At 46.0% G+C, this 17,112-nt stretch carries 17 protein-coding genes; 7 read left to right on the top strand and 10 right to left on the bottom strand.

The genetic code is table 11. The features are described 5' to 3' along the window. Positions 1–141: 141 nt before the first annotated feature. The gene (tyrS, locus tag A596_RS03905; protein ID WP_039912781.1) at positions 142–1,449 is read right to left on the bottom strand and encodes a tyrosine--tRNA ligase; all 1,308 of its coding nucleotides are present in this window, start codon (positions 1,447–1,449) and stop codon (positions 142–144) included. Between the two features lie 273 nt (positions 1,450–1,722). On the opposite strand from tyrS, the gene A596_RS03900 reads away from it, so the two are divergent. Beyond that, positions 1,723–3,066, top strand: a complete 1,344-nt coding sequence (locus tag A596_RS03900; RefSeq protein WP_235425612.1) for a peptidoglycan DD-metalloendopeptidase family protein — start codon at positions 1,723–1,725, stop codon at positions 3,064–3,066. A gap of 14 nt (positions 3,067–3,080) precedes the next feature. After that, positions 3,081–4,199 carry an anhydro-N-acetylmuramic acid kinase gene (locus A596_RS03895; RefSeq protein WP_039912780.1) on the top strand — a complete coding sequence of 373 codons (1,119 nt, stop codon included), beginning with the start codon at positions 3,081–3,083 and terminating at the stop codon, positions 4,197–4,199. A gap of 8 nt (positions 4,200–4,207) precedes the next feature. Here the strand turns inward: A596_RS03895 and erpA are convergent, their stop codons facing one another. The 4 genes from erpA to argC form a co-directional block, all read right to left on the bottom strand. After that, positions 4,208–4,561 (bottom strand): iron-sulfur cluster insertion protein ErpA, encoded by a 354-nt coding sequence (gene erpA, locus A596_RS03890; protein ID WP_039912779.1) that lies wholly within the window; start codon positions 4,559–4,561, stop codon positions 4,208–4,210. Between the two features lie 74 nt (positions 4,562–4,635). Beyond that, positions 4,636–5,022, bottom strand: coding sequence for a bactofilin family protein (locus A596_RS03885; protein WP_039912778.1), 387 nt, complete (start codon positions 5,020–5,022; stop codon positions 4,636–4,638). Positions 5,023–5,043: 21 nt separating this feature from the next. Beyond that, positions 5,044–5,796 (bottom strand): DUF6776 family protein, encoded by a 753-nt coding sequence (locus A596_RS03880; RefSeq protein ID WP_039912776.1) that lies wholly within the window; start codon positions 5,794–5,796, stop codon positions 5,044–5,046. 74 nt (positions 5,797–5,870) lie between these two features. Continuing rightward, positions 5,871–6,917 carry an N-acetyl-gamma-glutamyl-phosphate reductase gene (gene argC, locus A596_RS03875; protein WP_039912775.1) on the bottom strand — a complete coding sequence of 349 codons (1,047 nt, stop codon included), beginning with the start codon at positions 6,915–6,917 and terminating at the stop codon, positions 5,871–5,873. A gap of 191 nt (positions 6,918–7,108) precedes the next feature. On the opposite strand from argC, the gene A596_RS03870 reads away from it, so the two are divergent. The 5 genes from A596_RS03870 to hemL all read left to right on the top strand — a co-directional run bounded on the left by A596_RS03870 (position 7,109) and on the right by hemL (position 12,512). Further along, complete coding sequence (locus tag A596_RS03870; RefSeq protein ID WP_039912774.1) at positions 7,109–8,863, top strand: chloride channel protein; 1,755 nt, start codon at positions 7,109–7,111, stop codon at positions 8,861–8,863. A gap of 34 nt (positions 8,864–8,897) precedes the next feature. Beyond that, positions 8,898–9,320, top strand: a complete 423-nt coding sequence (gene hemJ / locus A596_RS03865) for a protoporphyrinogen oxidase HemJ (RefSeq protein ID WP_039912772.1) — start codon at positions 8,898–8,900, stop codon at positions 9,318–9,320. Between the two features lie 36 nt (positions 9,321–9,356). Next, positions 9,357–10,532, top strand: a complete 1,176-nt coding sequence (locus tag A596_RS03860) for an acyltransferase family protein (protein WP_039912771.1) — start codon at positions 9,357–9,359, stop codon at positions 10,530–10,532. Beyond that, positions 10,529–11,137 (top strand): thiamine phosphate synthase, encoded by a 609-nt coding sequence (gene thiE / locus A596_RS03855; protein ID WP_039912770.1) that lies wholly within the window; start codon positions 10,529–10,531, stop codon positions 11,135–11,137. The genes A596_RS03860 and thiE overlap by 4 nt, the downstream gene beginning before the upstream one ends. A 91-nt stretch (positions 11,138–11,228) precedes the next feature. After that, a complete protein-coding gene (gene hemL, locus A596_RS03850) occupies positions 11,229–12,512 on the top strand; it encodes a glutamate-1-semialdehyde 2,1-aminomutase (RefSeq protein ID WP_039912769.1) in 1,284 nt (427 codons plus the stop codon). A 76-nt stretch (positions 12,513–12,588) separates the two neighbouring features. Here hemL and A596_RS03845 read toward each other — a convergent pair whose 3' ends face one another. From A596_RS03845 to cyoE, 5 genes are all read right to left on the bottom strand, one after another. Next, positions 12,589–14,004, bottom strand: a complete 1,416-nt coding sequence (locus A596_RS03845; protein ID WP_039912767.1) for a hypothetical protein — start codon at positions 14,002–14,004, stop codon at positions 12,589–12,591. Between the two features lie 242 nt (positions 14,005–14,246). Then, positions 14,247–14,846 (bottom strand): Yip1 family protein, encoded by a 600-nt coding sequence (locus tag A596_RS03840; RefSeq protein WP_039912766.1) that lies wholly within the window; start codon positions 14,844–14,846, stop codon positions 14,247–14,249. A gap of 210 nt (positions 14,847–15,056) precedes the next feature. Beyond that, positions 15,057–15,725 (bottom strand): SCO family protein, encoded by a 669-nt coding sequence (locus A596_RS03835; protein ID WP_052417208.1) that lies wholly within the window; start codon positions 15,723–15,725, stop codon positions 15,057–15,059. After that, positions 15,715–16,077: a copper chaperone PCu(A)C gene (locus A596_RS03830; protein ID WP_160280071.1), complete on the bottom strand. Its 363-nt coding sequence runs from the start codon at positions 16,075–16,077 to the stop codon at positions 15,715–15,717. Before A596_RS03830 ends, A596_RS03835 begins: the two co-directional genes overlap by 11 nt. A gap of 91 nt (positions 16,078–16,168) precedes the next feature. Next, on the bottom strand, positions 16,169–17,101 hold the full coding sequence (cyoE, locus tag A596_RS03825) for a heme o synthase (RefSeq protein ID WP_052417207.1): 933 nt from the start codon (positions 17,099–17,101) through the stop codon (positions 16,169–16,171). Positions 17,102–17,112 lie beyond the last annotated feature (11 nt).

The raw sequence follows: 17,112 nt of genomic DNA, 5'->3' as shown, positions 1-17,112 counted from the left end.
CTTTGTGAAACAATCTGTTTGATACTCGCCCTGGCGAGGTCGCGCACTATACGCACCACCCCTCACCCAGGCAAGCTTTATTTGGCGCAATTTTAAGAATTTCAGAAGCACAGAATAATTGGGGAACAATACGAACAAAAATCAAACAATTTCAAACAGGTGATACTTCTTTTTGCCAACTTTCACCACATAAAAGCGACCAAAAAACGCATGGGCCGGCGCAAACACATCCGCCACTTTCATATTATCTTCAAGTGACTTGGCTATACCATTTACAAATACCGCACTACGAGCAAGAGCATCTTTAATTTGTTTTCCTGATGCAGCCAACTCCGCGTCAGCCAAAAGCTGGGTTAAAGGAACCGCATCAAGACTAGCCCGCTCAATATTTGACGAAGGCAAACCATCTTGTTGAAGCTGTAGAAAATCCGCTTCACTCAACCCCAATAACTCATCATTAAACAATGCTTGGGTAATGCGTTGCGCCGCGAGCAAGCCAGCATCTCCATGCACAATTCTGGTCACCTCCTCGGCCAACAGTCTTTGCGCCTCGGGCCTAGACTCGCGAGCCGCATCATCAGCTTCGATTTTTGCAATCTCGCCAACAGACAAGAAGGTGAAGTAGCGCAAGAATTTATAGACATCTGCATCTGCTGTATTTAACCAAAATTGATAGAAGGCGTAAGGAGATGTTCGCGCAGAATCCAGCCAGACAGTACCAGTTTCCGTTTTACCAAACTTGGTCCCATCAGACTTTGTTACCAGAGGCATAGTCAAACCAAATACCTGAGCACCATGGAGGCGGCGAGTCAAATCTATCCCGCCAGTAATATTCCCCCACTGATCACTACCACCTATTTGCAGTGTGCATTGGTTACGCGCATACAATTCAGCAAAGTCGTAAGATTGCAGCAGCATATAGGTAAACTCGGTAAAAGAGATGCCCTCGCCTTCCCGCTCGATACGCTGCTTTACCGATTCCTTATTAATCATATTGTTAACAGAGAAATGCTTGCCCACATCGCGCAAAAAGGTCAGAACATCAATTTTACCGACCCAATCCAAATTATTGACGACATCAGCAGAATTGCTTCCCGCATTAAAATCAATAAATTGGCTAACTTGATTCTTGAGCTTGCCCACCCATGAAGCAACAATATCCGGAGTGTTAAGCTTACGTTCCTGCGCCTTGAAGCTGGGGTCGCCAATCAACCCGGTCGCCCCACCAACCAATGCAACAGGCTTGTGACCTGCCAATTGAAAACGCTTTAACATCAAAAGCGGAACCAAGCTTCCAATATGAAGACTATCTGCAGTTGGATCAAAGCCACAATAAAGCGTGCGACTGCCCGAATTAAGATGCTCGACAATTGCCTCACCACCTGTCATTTGGGCAATAAGGCCACGATCTTGTAACTCTTGCAGAAAATTTGTGTCAATTGCTGTCATAACGCACCAACCAAGTGATAGAAATTATGTTTCGATTTGAGCCAAAAAGGCGGCCAAGATACCTGATCTCACTTCAAATTCAAGGTTAAATCAAAGGCTTGTTGCAGGAAGATGAAATTTTGGGGTGTTAAGGGCATTTTTTTCTGCTATAAATGCTCATTCTTGGATCACATCTCTATATGAAAAACAGACGACATTTTTATGCCGCCAATAAAGAAATATTACGAAATTACCAAAGCAACCCTGTCACAGCACCTGCCAGGTAGGCATTTGATGGCAGCTGCCGCCTTATCTATAGGTGTAGTAGCGCTTATTGTTGTGGAAGATAATTCAGATTCAAGGAGTGTTTTGATTGAGAGCAGCCATATTCCCGGGTTACATCTTCAAGGCACCGAAACCCAGGCAAATCCTATAGTTATTCCTCCTGTAGAAATGATTATTCAGGAAGTTGCTGCGACGCCCGAACCTCAACGAACAGTAGTTATAGAACCAGAAGCATCCCCCTGGAAAGAGTTCACAGTTCAGAATGGCGACAACCTCTCTATTATTTTTAAACGTGCAGGCTTAAATGATCGCGCTATTTATGAATTATTTAGTGAAGCCAAAGACGCAAAAGATTTACGCAATATCCGCCCGGGCCAAAAAATGGCCTTCCTTGTTGAAAACGGGCAACTTCAAGGCCTGAATTACATCATTGATGACCTGAATAGCCTGAGCTTCAACCGCACCGCAAAAGGATTCGATAGCAAAGAAACCGCCCTTAAACCTGATGTGAAGCATGCATTCAGCCAAGGCACAATCGACAGCTCTCTTTATATGGCCGGAAAACGTGCAGGATTGCCGAGTTATCTAACCATGGAACTGGCTAACATTTTTGGATGGGATATCGATTTTGCGCTGGACATCCAAAAGGGTGATAGTTTTAAAGTGATGTTTGAGGAGCAATTTCTCGACGGCAAAAAGATTGGCACCGGCAAAATCATCGCAGCAGAATTTACCAACGGCGGTAAAACCTTCCAGGCAGTACGCTATACAGATAAAGACGGCGTAAGTAATTATTACACCCCTGATGGTCGCGGTATGCATAAAGCATTCTTGCGGACACCCATCGAATTTGCACGCATCAGCTCACATTTTAATTTGGCGCGCAAACATCCGGTACTACATATTATTCGCGCGCACAAAGGAACCGATTACGCTGCTGTTCGCGGCACACCAATCCGCGCTACCGGTAATGGCAAAATTGCCTTTGCGGGGCGCAAAGGTGCTTTCGGTAATTGCATAATCATTCAGCATGGGCAAGGCATTGAAACGTTATACGGCCACATGAATGCTTTTGCGAAAGGAATGAAAGCCGGCGCGAGGATTAGCCAAGGTGACGTGATTGGTTATGTTGGCTCTACCGGTTTGGCCTCTGGCCCACATTTGCATTATGAATTTCATGTCAACGGCCAGGTTCGTAATCCCGTTACTGTTCCGCTACCAAAATCAATTGGTATTGAGAAAACCGAGTTAGCCAGATTCAATGGCACAACCCGCCCCCTTATTGCCAAACTGGATGAATACAAATCCTCTACTAAAGTGGCTGTAGCCAAGAGCGGTAATAAAACCAACTAATCAGCCAATTAACCATGTCGAAACGCCAGCTCTACATAGGTTTGATGTCTGGCACCAGCGCTGATGGCATAGATGCAGCGCTGGTTGACATGCAAACCTTTCCAACACTCATTGCCTCCCATAACACTCCGTTTACTGAAGAGCTGCGCAAAAAAATTCACGCTATCGCCTTACCCGGTGATAATGAAATTGACCGAATGGGTGTATTGGACGTAGAACTTGCCAGGTTATTTGCAACATGCAGCCTTGACCTGATCAAAAAGATTGGTATTGACCACAACGAAATAATTGCTATTGGCAGCCATGGGCAAACCATTCGCCATCGCCCCCCGGGTTCGCCAGAGGGTTGTTTTACGCTGCAAATTGGTGATCCCAATATCATTGCCGAATTGACTGGCATAACTACTATTGCCGATTTTCGGCGACGTGATATGGCAGCCAGCGGCCAAGGTGCGCCGCTAGTTCCAGCCTTCCACAACGCCATTTTTCACAATCCCGGCAAAGATAGAGTAATAGCCAACATCGGCGGTATGGCCAATATTACCTGGTTGCCTGCGAGCGGGACTGTGTGTGGTTTCGATACCGGCCCAGGAAATGTGCTTATGGATTTATGGATGCAGGAGTCCCAAGGCAAAAGCTACGACGCAGACGGGAAATGGGCTGCATCGGGAAAAGTATCAACAGAGTTAGTTGACCTACTACTGCAAGAAACGTTTTTCACCTTACCTCCACCAAAAAGTACCGGGCGGGAAAGTTTTAATCGCGCATGGCTGGGTAATCGCCTGAAAAAATTGGCGCACGAACTGGATGCATGCGACATCCAAGCATCTTTACTCGAGCTAACAGCGATGAGTATCAGCAACAGCATTACACAATTGAGCGATGCACCAAAAGAAGTACTGGTATGTGGTGGAGGTGCATTTAATAAGCGATTAATGCAACGATTGAAGGACTTATTACCCGGATGCACACTAGATACGACAGCGAAACTCGGTATTGATCCACAGTGGATTGAAGCTATGGCTTTCGCCTGGTTAGCCCATCAGACAATAAACCATCGCCCCGGTAATCTCTGTGCAGTCACCGGAGCAAAACGGGAGGTAATTCTGGGGGGAGTGTATTTTGCCCGCTGAGCAGGCAATTACATGCTGAAAGAAGAGCCGCAACCACAGGTACTGGATGCATTCGGGTTTTGGATAACAAATTTTGAACCTTGCAGACCTTCTTCATAGTCAACACGGGCACCCACCAGATAAGGATAGCTCATTGCATCAACAACAACTTTGACGCCATCCCGCTCTACGATTGAATCATCATCCGCAACAGCTTCATCAAATGTAAAACCATACTGAAAGCCCGAACAGCCGCCACCGGTAACGTATACCCGTAACTTGAGATCGGGATTATCTTCCTCCTCAATTAAGCTCCGCACCTTGGCAATTGCACTCTCGGTGACGGAAACAACTTCGGGGATGTAGATTTCAGCGGTAGACATAAAAACTCCGGATAACAGCCTGCTCAATACAACGAGTGAGAAATATTATCCCTTTACCTGAGTAAAACAGTCAACTATTGAGCCTTGGCCGCCGCAATATCATGAACATTAGTTGAGGCTTGCTGCTGGTTGCTCACCATAGAACCATTGAGTTGAGCACCTTTCACCATTTCAATGGATTGATAATGGACAGTGCCTGTGACATTCCCCTTGGCGGCCAGTTCAAGGTGCTTGCTGGAGTGGATGTTTCCCAACACTTTCCCATTAACGATAATGACTGGCGCTCGAATTTCCCCTTCTACGACACCGTTATCCGCAATCACGAGTTTTGCGTCTTTTTCGTCATCGGCATAGATATTACCGGTCACCTTACCTTCTATTTGTAACTCACCAGTGAAGTGCAGATCACCATTAACGCGGGTCGCACGGGAAATCAAGGTATGGTTATTGGAAAACGCCATCGATTGCTCCTTACCAAAGCACTATTTAATTTCTGGCCACTCCAACTGCGCTTCTACTACCGCCGAGTTGCGCACTGAGTCAGACTTAACAGCCAATTCAACACGGACGGGAGTAAAACCTGCAGGAAGCACGATTTCAGTTTCAAGATTTTGGAAAAATTTAAAATTGAGCGGGATACTCTCTGTCATAGGCTCTGTATCTGCTTTGGCAACCGCGAGTTCATGAAGGGATATTTTTGCTTCTTGCCCATCGCGTTGGCCAACCACCATAAAACGCAGCTGTCCCGTAAACTCGTCATCGCCTTCAGCCAGCTTTTGCACAACCAATTTCAATTGATGCTTGCTGTCAGGCAGTGAAGACACAGAAAAAACCCCAAAGCTGATGCCTTTGGGATTTTTATTTTTATCCGAAGTCATGATGCGCAACACATCGATATCGCGTTGCAGTGCCGCATTCTCTTCGCGCAGGTCAAGCACTTTCTTGCGGACATCTTCGCCGGCCTGGCGATCAACTTCTGCACTTACCTGATACTTCGTTTGTTCGCGGCGCAACTCTGCAATTTCTTCAGTCGCTTTCGCCAATTGGGCGCGCAAATCCTGAGCTTGTTGTAGGGTCAGGCGCTCGCTGCTGGCCTTGTTTTCAGCGTATTCATACGTACCAATCAGGGCCGCCACAACCAACAACGCGATCCCCCCAATAATCAACGCGCTTTTTAAGGGGCGATGGGGAACCACTTGCAAACGATAAACCGGAGAGCCTTTAACTTTGGCCATACAAAAGATTCGTGTAAAAATTCGTTGTTATTATTAGCGGGATAAATACTTATCCCGCCCATGATTGATAAGCCTTACGGCATTAACGCCACAACATCCAAGCCAGCCTTTTCATCAAACCCGAACATAATGTTCATGTTTTGGATGGCTTGACCGGAAGCGCCTTTGGTGAGGTTATCGATGACCGAAAGCACGACAATAGTATCGCGTTGTTGCGGGCGCAACACTGCGATGCGGCACACATTGGAGCCTTTCACACTTCTCGTTTGCGGCAATTCACCGGCAGGCAATACATCAACAAACGGCTCATTGGCGTAGCGTTGTTCATAAAGCTTTTGCAAATCCGGGAGTTTGCTCGCATCCAAGGCGGTAGCGTAAAGCGTGGCATGGATACCGCGAATAATGGGCAGCAAATGCGGGACAAAGGTCAATGATACAGGGGCAACGCCAGCGGGTTGGGCATCGCGCAAGCCCTGTTCAATTTCCGGTAAATGGCGATGACCGGCTACACCGTAAGCCTTGAAGCTGTCACTGATTTCCATCAACAAGTTATCTACTTTCGCTTGACGCCCGGCACCGCTCGCACCGCTCGCAGCGTTGGAAATAAGGCGGGTTGGATCAACCAGATTATTTTCAATGAGTGGCAAGAAACCCAACTGGGTTGCCGTCGGATAACAACCGGGGCAAGCCACTAACTTCGCAGTGCGGATTTTATCGCGGTTCACTTCCGGCAAACCGTAGACAGCCTGGGCAACCAAATCGGGGGCACCGTGGGTTTGGTTGTACCACTTCTCCCAAAGCGGGACATCACGGATGCGGAAGTCGGCAGACAAATCGATGATACGCGCCTTGGTATTCATCAAAGCGCCCATCATGTTCTGGGCAACACCATGGGGCGTAGCGAAGAAAATAACATCGCATTCGCCCAGTAACGCCACATCCGGTTCAGTAAACGCCAAATCGATATGGCCGCGCAAACTCGGATACATATCTGCGACTTTTACACCAGCTTCAGCGCGTGAGGTAATTATTGTTACTTCAACCTGTGGATGTTTGGACAACAAACGCAGCAACTCCACGCCTGTATAACCGGTTCCGCCAACGATGGCTGCTTTAATCACCTCAACCCCCTCATCAAAAACCAACGATATTCAAACTACAGAAAGCCAGGATTCAAGCACCGGCAGTTGTTATGCTAGCTGCTCCTCCCCATGGCAATAAGAAGACGGCTATCATAAGAGCCTTGCCAGCAAATCGAAAGTAAAAGCTACCGTCATTTTTGACCACTGGTCTAAAGCCGATAGGAAACATTGTGTCCGATTCCCCTGCAACCCCAGCCTCCAGGCGCGCCTTGAAGCACGGTACTGAATCACTGCGCGACAAGCTCGCCACTGGTGATTCATTGCCACACCTAACGCTGCTGGGATTGCTCACCGGTATTATCGCCGGTGCGATTATTGTGCTGTTTCGCTGGATCGTCGAAATTCCGCTTGGAACCCTCCTGCCAGGCAGCTTTGAAAACTTCGAAGCAGCCAGTCGTTATATTCATTTCTTTCTTCCCTTCATCGGCGCAACGCTGTTGGGATTGATATTGCAATGCGTGGATAAACAGCACCATGCCGCCAGTATTGGCCATGTCCTGGATCGCATGCACAACCATCAGGGCCGGATGCCCGCCGGCAATTTCGCAACGCAGTTTTTTGGGGGCGCAGCCTGTTTGCTCACCGGGCAATCGGTTGGCCGTGAAGGGCCAGCCGTTCACCTGGGCGCGGGAACCGGCAGTCTGCTTGGGCAATGGTTAAAATTGCCTGCTAATTCACTCCGTCCCCTCGCCGGTTGCGGGGTCGCCGCCGCTATTGCAGCGTGTTTCAATACACCAATGGCCGGCGTTATCTTCGCGATGGAAGTGGTGTTGATGGAATACACCATCGCGGGATTTATCCCTATCGCACTCGCAGCTATCGCCGGGGTAACTATCACCCGTCTCGCCTTCGGTCCCGAAATCGCTTTTATCAATGCCCAATCAGTCATGGGAGATTTACGCGAACTGCCATTGATAGCAATAACAGGGTTAATCATCGCCGTATTTTCAGCCGCCTATATTCGTTTGCATTGCAATGCAAATCGTTGGGCGCTGAATCGACCAATCGCCCTGCGTCTATTGCTCGCGGGTTTATTGACCGGAACCTGTGCGCTTTGGGTTCCCCACATTATGGGGGTAGGCTATGACACTATCGGCAGTGCTATGTCCGGTGAGATAGGTGTTTGGCTGCTATTTACCATCGCAATCACCAAACTCTTTGCAACGTCCATCAGTTTAGGTGTAGGCATGCCTGGCGGTGTAGTTGGCCCACTACTATTTATCGGGGCCTGTATTGGCGGAGCGGTGGGAAACCTTGCCCATATGATCATGCCCGAATCCGCCAGCGCCATTGGTTTCTACGTGATTCTGGGCATGGGGGCGATGATGGGTGCAACCCTGAATGCACCGCTTGCCGCCATGATGGCCATACTGGAACTCACCTATAACCCCAATATTATTTTCCCCGGCATGCTGGTGGTGATTGCCGCTTGCCTTTGCACGCGCTGGGCGTTTAAGTGTGAAGGTTTATTCCTGCACGTATTGCATGTGCAGGGTAAATTTCGCACCGCTGATGTAATGGAGCAGCTTTTGAGCCGCACTGGTGTGCGCGGGTTAATGGATCGCCGGTTGATAGAAACATCTGCCATCATTCACCGCAAGGCGGCTGAACATTTATTGGCGCAACAACCACACTGGATTTTATTGCGCGCAAACCAGCAGCTATTGCAACCTGCGGATCTGGCGGCTCACTTGCAGCAATTACCGATAGTGGACGATTCACAAATCACTGAAATCAATCTGCACGAAATTCCCGCACGGCGGTATGATTTGGCCCGTATTACTGCCGATGCGAATTTGTATGAAGCATTGGAGTTGATGAATCGCCAGCAAGTTGATGCACTTTGGGTAGAATCACTCACCGATGATCATCAGCCGTTGGGCGTAATCAGCCGGGAAAAAATCACCAGTTACTATCGAATCTAGCGGCCGTTGCTGCAGTTAATCATCAGGTTACACCATGCTCTGGATCAAAGCTTTCCATATCATTTCTGTCATCTCCTGGATGGCAGCGTTATTTTATTTGCCGCGTTTATTTGTCTATCACTCAATGAGCGAAGACGAAACCAGCCGCGAGCGATTTAAAATAATGGAGCGTAAATTATTACGTGGCATCGCCAATCCGGCGATGATAGCGACATTTATTTTTGGCATCTGGATGAGTTGGTTGCTATGGGATTATTACTCTACGCAAGTATGGTATTGGTGCAAAATTACACTGGTGTCACTAATGGCAGCTTATCACCACGCTTGCATTGTTTACTTCAAACAATTACGCGATGATCGCTGCACCAAAACACATAAATTTTTTCGCGTGTTTAACGAATTGCCGGTAATGCTGCTGTTTGGCATAGTGATTCTTGTAGTAGTGAAGCCATTTTAAATCATAAGCTACCTGTAAATAGAGTCCCCCTTGAATATGTACCAGCAGCAAAGAAAATATGATTATCTCTTAGTATTGAGAGGGCTATGTGCACTAGCCGTAGTTGTATGTCATTACCCGTTTTATTTGTCGGAGCTGACCACAATTAAAGGGCTGGACTGGCTGCTTGATCCGTTTGGATATGTGCCGGTTCTAATCTTCTTCCTCTTAAGCGGCTATCTAATCACTCTTGGATTTATAGAAAAGCGCCACGATGCCACTATTTTTTCCGGCGTAAAAAAATATTACATCAGCAGGATATTCCGGATAGTTCCTCTTTACTATTTATCGATAATAATATGCTGCGCTATATATTGGGAAAGGGTAACAGCATCGCCAAACGAAGTGTTGTTGCTGTTACCGTTCATAGCAAATTACAAATCCGAAAATGGCATTATTTTCAATCACGTTTATTGGACAATGCCAGTAGAAATGCTTTATTTTTTATTTGCCCCATTCATATATATATTGCTGGCAAAGCTAATTAAAAAATATGGGGTAATCCCTCTGATTGCTGCTGTTATTTTAATTTTCGTACCCTTTACGTTTATTCTTTTTTCAAATTTTCCGAGAGTAACCGATGGCATACAAATGTGGCGAAAAGACTGGATAATGACTGCCCGATGTGATTTTTTCTACAACCTGGAAGCGTTTATACTGGGCGGCTTATGCGCTTTCCTGGCAAAAAAAAGCAACATACTGGAAAAAATTAGCGTTTCAAATAGAAGTATTTTATTTATTGCAATAGCAAGTATATTGTTTCTCGTTTTTTATACGACCACCTATAGCATCGTGTTACTAAATGAGCAACGCATAGCAACCTACTTTTTGCTTTACGGCATTATCCCCGCCATGGCGCTATGGTTTTTCCTTATTGTCATTCTCGACCAAAATCAAAGTAAAACTCATAGCAAGTTATTACTACTAGGTGAAAAACTAGGTCATATGGCCTATGCCATCTATTTATTTCATATGCCGACGTTAACGATCGTGGAATCATTTAAAAAAGCCTATAGCCCGGCAATATCAGCAGAAATGACAAGCATTATTGCGCTGATTGTTACCTTGATTTTTTCTGCTTTTATTTATAAAAACTTCGAGAAACCAATAATGGATATGAGGAAAAATGCGGTGAAATCCATTGCAGAAGAAAAAAGAGCGGAGATCCTGTGAGTAAACTCTATGCAATAACCGACTCGCAGCTCCTGCCCGGAAATAAATTATTTACTGCAGTAGAGTCTGTGTTACAAGCAGGTTGCACCTGGGTCCAATATCGCGATAAATCCACCGATCAGGAACGGCGCTTATATGATGCGTTACAGCTAGTAGCCTTATGCAATCAATATAATGCTGTATTGATCGTGAATGATGATGTGCAACTTGCGATTGCTGCAAAAGCGCATGGTGTACATCTCGGACAAGGCGACAGCAGCCCGATAATTGCTCGCACACTATTGGGAGACAATGCAATTGTTGGCGTAACGTGCCACGACTCACTGGAGCTTGCACAACAAGCGATAATTGATGGAGCAAGTTATATTGCATTCGGGCGCTTTTTTCCTTCACACACTAAACCCCATGCAAAATCTGCAAAACTCGCATTGATTGGCGAAGCGAAGGAAAAGTTTCCCAATACCCCCATTGTAGTGATTGGTGGAATTACACTGGATAATGTGCACATGGTACTAGATGCCGGCGCTGATAAGTTCGCCATATGTCATGAGCTTTTTTCCGCTGCGGACATCACGCAAATTGCCGCAAAGTTTATCGAGTATTAGCTGGCGTGAACAATCAGAACTGAGAAATGATTCCCGTCACGTTTTATCACTAGCCAAATTTGTATTGAATTTAAAATAACCAGGATTAACTATGAGTCGTTCAGAAGAACTTTTTTTACAAGCCCAAAAACATATCCCGGGTGGCGTTAACTCGCCGGTACGCGCATTTAAAGCCGTCGGCGGAACACCAGTATTTTTTGAAAAAGCCCTGGGGGCATATGTTTGGGACGCGGACCATAAACGCTATATTGACTACGTACAAAGCTGGGGCCCGATGGTATTGGGCCATGCGCATCCGGAAGTTATTAATGCCGTAATCGAAGCAGCAAAACATGGTTTAAGTTTTGGTGCTCCTACCGAGCGTGAAACCACATTGGCAGAAAAACTTTGTGCATTGATGCCAGGTATGGATATGGTGCGTTTTGTCAGCTCCGGTACTGAAGCAACAATGAGTGCAATTCGTTTAGCGCGCGCATTTACCAAGCGCGATAAAATTATTAAATTCGAAGGTTGCTATCATGGTCACTCGGATTCCCTACTCATTAAAGCAGGCTCAGGTGCATTAACACTTGGCGTTCCCAACTCACCTGGTGTTCCAGCCGTATTGGCCGACCACACAATCACTCTCGATTACAATGATGCAGAACAAGTGCGCGAATGCTTTGCAAAACTTGGGGACCAAATTGCATGCATTATCGTAGAGCCCGTTGTAGGCAACATGAATTGCGTTCCACCGGTGCCGGGATTTTTGGAATGTTTGCGTGACGTGTGCGATCAATATCGCAGCGTATTAATTCTGGATGAAGTGATGACCGGTTTCCGCGTCAGCCACACCGGTGCACAGGGTTATTACAATATCAAAGCCGATATAACCACCCTCGGCAAAGTCATCGGTGGCGGTATGCCGGTTGGCGCTTTTGGTGGCCGTCGCGATATTATGCAAATGATTGCACCATCTGGCCCTGTTTATCAGGCGGGCACATTATCCGGGAATCCCGTCGCTATGGCCGCAGGCTTAAAAACCCTGGAGCTTTTAGAACACCAGGACTTTTATAAAAACCTTGGCACTCGTACAACACAATTGGTTGAAGGTTTGCAAAAACTCGCTGACGAAGCCGGTATTCCATTTACTACTAACCATGTCGGTAGCATGTTCGGTTTCTTTTTTACCAGCGAGAAAAAAGTCACCAATTTCAAACAAGTCATGGCCTGTGATATTCCCCGCTTCAATAAATTTTTCCACGGTATGCTGGAACGAGGCGTTTATTTAGCGCCGGCCTCTTATGAGGCGGGATTTATGTCCGCAGCCCATACTGATGAAGATATTCGCAACACGTTGGCGGCAGCGAAAGAAGTATTTGCAGAATTGCAATAAAAATTCCACGAAAAAATAAAAAAGCCCCTGGAATTATCACAAGGGCTTTTTTACATACTGGCTACCGGAAATTGTGTTATGGATTTTGCGGGTTCAGCATTATCAATAAATCGCCGCCTGGTAAACGCTGGCTGATAAATAATCCGTGATCCCGCTTCAGTTCATTACGCCGTTTGTAATACTCCACAACCTGATCACAATCCCAACCCTGTAAGTCCTGGCAAATCCTGAACTGTGTATAACCCATTTGCTTTAACGTCGGCACCCAATACAGGGGTGGCGAAAAGTCTTCAGAAAGCAGGGTTTTATGTTTAATCCGTGCATCAATAGCACGAAACACCGTCAAGACTTCTGGCACTTCTACCGCAATGAATACTCGATTAACTTCTTCCGGGTGATGTTCAATAGCCTCGGAGAACTGCTGCTGCAATACAGTATTCAACGTTTTGTACCAACCAATTTCTTCATGGCTGGTTGACGCCAAACGAATTGACAGTAAAGCCATCACAATCATCACTGCCAGCAAGGCTTTTCTTGATTGATAACCGTAAACAAACAAAGCTGCAAATAGCGCAATAAAAACGCTGAGAGTAGTTCGCTCCTGAATATAAATTCCAATTGGAATTACTGATACATAAATACCCAGCGCCGACACAACACCAACAATCAACGTGAAATATTGCTTCTTGACAATAGCAACCGCGATAGCAATCAATCCCAATACGCCAACCACCGCAGGTTTTAAAAAAACTTGCGCCTTTCCCCAATGCGCTACAAACGATGATGCGACTCGCGCAACGTTGTCCAGCAAACTGGCAAAATCCACGACATAATGCGGTTGTCGCCAACCGGCTATTTGCATGGTATTTCCGGTAAATGCGAATACAAGCAATTGTGTTACCAGATATGCCACGATAAATGATCCCATCCAGTAAGCCATCAAACGCCAGAATCGTGGAAAATCCAGGTCACGTAAAAATAGCAATGGCATTAAAAAATAAAACGCACTGAACGTACCAAAAAACAATATTCCCATTAAGGGGAAGAAATAATACGGCGGTAAAACCTGTTGTAAACGGGGAGAAAGCGCTAAAAAAATAAATCCGAATAACAATGTTTCAGGCCACTGCAGCTGCACCGGTAACACCGGAACCAGCACACATAAAATACCGAAGGCCAGGGAAAAATAATGGCTGTTAGTGACCCTGACCGCAACGCTGTATGTAAAACCCACGATGGACGCATAACTAATCAGAATTGCAAGATCGCTTGGAAGTATGCGCAAAAAATTGAAAAATAAATAATTTATCCAACGCCCTTCTTCGGCAAGTTTATCGTTGTAAGCCGACACATAATACATTGAGTCCTGGCGCCACACGTCAACTTGCAGGAAGAGCGACAAATTAATACACACAAGAACAAACATCAGAAGCAGAATTAACAGCTCGGGCAATCGGTTGCGCCACTGTTCCTTAATAAAGGATAACTCCATACATCACCTTGGTAGCCAATAAAACGTGGCCAGCCTTATCGGTAAAAAAGCTGGCAGTACATAAAAATTACATAGGGGAAAGCTACTGAACGATAAACAGCAAAAAGCCGCTCATAGACATCAGCGGCTTTAGTTCTGAGGGGGCGATTTCAGCCGATTTCAAAACAGATGTCTATTATTATTTTGTTATGCAGACCAAATTCCGTGAAATCGGGGAGAGAATAATTTGGATTGCCAATCACTTATGTCGTGTAGGCAGGCCCAAATCCAAAACTCCAAATCAGGACGGTGATCGCCATAATCGATACCAGCATCACCAAACCAATGGTCAGAATTGAGCTGGAATAAATAAAACCTTCATCCTCGGGAATTTTCATAAAAATCGGAATTCCCATATACAGCAAATACACCGTATAAAAAACCGCAACAATTCCGACCAACATTGTAAGGATCACATTGGGATAGAGCGCGCAGAGGCCGGCAACAAATAAAGGAGTTGCTGTATAGGCCGCAAATACAATACAGCGCGCGAGCCCGGGTGATGAATCATAGGTGCGCGACATCCAGTTAATAAACACCCCGATCACTGCCACACCGGCGAGCATGGCCAAATACATGAGTATACTCATGATTGCGGCGCTGGATTCGGTGAGCATTACCGGGGCACCTTTACCAATCGTCCACCCCACTTTGGTGGTACCGATAAACATGGAGACCGGAGGAATCAGGGCAAGAAAAAGTACGTGCGCAAAATAAAGATGGGAAACACTTTCCTGGGTATCGCGAATTTCTTCCCACTCTCTATGAGGGTGGGTAAACAGACCAGCAACATGGGAAATCATATCCTGCCTCCAGCTACACCGTTTATGGAAACTGCGTTTATCTGCAAAGGCTGCAACGAATATTGAAGCTTCACAGAAAAACATCAAACGTTATTCTAAAAAGCACCATCAACATCTTCGTGTATCAGTATAAAGCGTGGCGCCGCTGACTTCATGTAGCGCATTAGAACAAATGCAGTTCAAAAACCGTTATGTCGATAACTGCCAACGCTAAAACAACTTCTCCAAATCAGACCACAGTAATTCTGCCGATTCAATATTAGTTGCCGATCCCACATATTGCCCCTGTGGGTCCACTATAAAAATCCGGGTGGAATGATTTACCTGATATTGCTCTCCCACCACCGAAGGCATGGCCGCGCCAGCAGGAACATTCAATAAGCGACTGTTAATAATGGCAGAGCGCTCATAGTTTGCGCCAAAAAAACGCGCGAAATTAGCGACGGCAGGATTGTCGCCACGCAAACCAATAATATGTGGATGAAAGAATGTTACATAATCAGCCAAACGTACTGCAGAGTCCCGCTCCGGATCAACACTCACAAAAATCACTTGTAGATCACGCTCCGAGTCATGGGCAATTGTTAACAGCTTACTCAATTTCTGCAATTCCATCGGGCAGAAATCCGGACAGGATGTAAAACCAAAAAAAACCAGGCTCCAGTGTTGCCGGAATTTTTCACGGACAAAAGCATCTCCGGCCACAGTGCGCAATAGCACCTGCGGCACAACTTTGGGTTCAGGTAATAATTGCACGCTGGATAAAACCAAAGGTTTATTTGCCAATGCAGCAAATAATTGCTTCGCGCTGACAGCCCCAAGCACTAGACACAATGCGGCAATAACAATAAACCCACAGCGCGAAGCATTAATTGTCATCAGATTTTACCGGTAGTTGGATACGTTGTTGCCGCCCATCACTAAAGTGAAGTTGTATTTCAACACTATCCCCTGCACGCAACGGTGCTGAAGGATTGAGCAACATAACATGTAATCCGCCCGGAATTAATTCAACACTACTTTGGGGGAGTACACTGAGCAAATCCAAATGTTCCATAATTGCACGATCATTTTCATAACGGGTGCGATGCAACATCACACGTTCACAACAAATTGCACTTAGAGATTTTATCGTTATTATTTCACGCGAAGGATTGTACAGCGTCGCATATGCCGCGTTAGCCTTGGCACCCGGGGGTGCCAGCCTTACCCATGCATCATTGATTTTCAAACCGGTTGATTCCTTATCAGCTAACGTAAAAAAACTATAGCCACACAAACTGAAGCAAAAAAAAATCCCGACAACATTCCTCACAGGAAATTTATTGAGCCAACCTTTGAATATCCCAATAAACATAATGATCCACCAATAACACCAGAAATAGCACCATTAAATGAACGATAGAAAAGCGAAACATTTTCATCGCTGATTCAGCATCTGCACGAAACTTTAATTGCCATGCATGAACGATAAATTTTGCATTCAGGAAAACGGCACCCAGCAGATAAATTAACCCACTTATCCCAACCAGATAGGGCAAGAGGCACACCAATGCTAACAATAAGGTATAAAGTAAAATCAGCGTTTTGGTAAATTGAATGCCGTGTGTCACTGGCAACATCGGAATACCGGCGCGGGCATAATCATTCACCCGATGAATCGCCAGCGCCCAAAAATGGGGTGGCGTCCAGGTAAAGACAATCATCATTAATAAAAGTGCCTCACCACTCACCTGCCCGGTCACCGCGCTCCATCCCAGTACAGGCGGCAATGCTCCGGCAATGCCACCAATAACAATATTTTGTGGTGTTGCCCGTTTTAATAGCAGCGTGTAAATCACTGCATAACCAAATAAACCAAGCAAGGTTAGCCATGCTGTTAACCAATTAATTAACACGCCCAATAACACAAATCCGCTTATCGCCAATGCAACTGCAAAATAAACGGCTTGTGCCGTAGATAATTTACCTTTCGGCAATGGACGCATATAGGTACGCGCCATTTGCGCATCAATTTTTTGATCGAGTATCTGGTTAAATGCGGCAGCGGCGGCTGACACCAATGCAATACCAAGGCATGCTAGAGATAATTGGGAAATCGCCGGTGGCTCGGGTGTCGCCAACATCATGCCCACCCACGCGGTTAACACCAGCAATGCGACAACCTTAGGTTTGGTGAGTTGATAATAATTGCGGAAAAGCGTAAAAATTTCTTTGCGCACGCCGCCTGGCAATAGCAATTTTTCTGTAGCCATAACACACCCCT

It is taken from the genome of Cellvibrio mixtus subsp. mixtus J3-8 (genome assembly GCF_000766945.1).
GTDB lineage: Bacteria > Pseudomonadota > Gammaproteobacteria > Pseudomonadales > Cellvibrionaceae > Cellvibrio > Cellvibrio mixtus_A.
Note: the sequence above shows the minus strand (reverse complement) of the source record. Positions and strands in the feature narration are given on the sequence as shown.

Excerpts from the sequence above, each read along its gene's own strand:
- tyrS (WP_039912781.1), bottom strand. The coding sequence starts at position 1,449 with ATGACAGCAATTGACACAAATTTTCTGCAAGAGTTACAAGATCGTGGC.
- A596_RS03900 (WP_235425612.1), top strand. The coding sequence starts at position 1,723 with ATGGCAGCTGCCGCCTTATCTATAGGTGTAGTAGCGCTTATTGTTGTG.
- A596_RS03895 (WP_039912780.1), top strand. The coding sequence starts at position 3,081 with ATGTCGAAACGCCAGCTCTACATAGGTTTGATGTCTGGCACCAGCGCT.
- erpA (WP_039912779.1), bottom strand. The coding sequence starts at position 4,561 with ATGTCTACCGCTGAAATCTACATCCCCGAAGTTGTTTCCGTCACCGAG.
- A596_RS03885 (WP_039912778.1), bottom strand. The coding sequence starts at position 5,022 with ATGGCGTTTTCCAATAACCATACCTTGATTTCCCGTGCGACCCGCGTT.
- A596_RS03880 (WP_039912776.1), bottom strand. The coding sequence starts at position 5,796 with ATGGCCAAAGTTAAAGGCTCTCCGGTTTATCGTTTGCAAGTGGTTCCC.
- hemJ (WP_039912772.1), top strand. The coding sequence starts at position 8,898 with ATGCTCTGGATCAAAGCTTTCCATATCATTTCTGTCATCTCCTGGATG.
- A596_RS03860 (WP_039912771.1), top strand. The coding sequence starts at position 9,357 with ATGTACCAGCAGCAAAGAAAATATGATTATCTCTTAGTATTGAGAGGG.
- hemL (WP_039912769.1), top strand. The coding sequence starts at position 11,229 with ATGAGTCGTTCAGAAGAACTTTTTTTACAAGCCCAAAAACATATCCCG.
- A596_RS03845 (WP_039912767.1), bottom strand. The coding sequence starts at position 14,004 with ATGGAGTTATCCTTTATTAAGGAACAGTGGCGCAACCGATTGCCCGAG.
- A596_RS03840 (WP_039912766.1), bottom strand. The coding sequence starts at position 14,846 with ATGATTTCCCATGTTGCTGGTCTGTTTACCCACCCTCATAGAGAGTGG.
- A596_RS03835 (WP_052417208.1), bottom strand. The coding sequence starts at position 15,725 with ATGACAATTAATGCTTCGCGCTGTGGGTTTATTGTTATTGCCGCATTG.
- cyoE (WP_052417207.1), bottom strand. The coding sequence starts at position 17,101 with ATGGCTACAGAAAAATTGCTATTGCCAGGCGGCGTGCGCAAAGAAATT.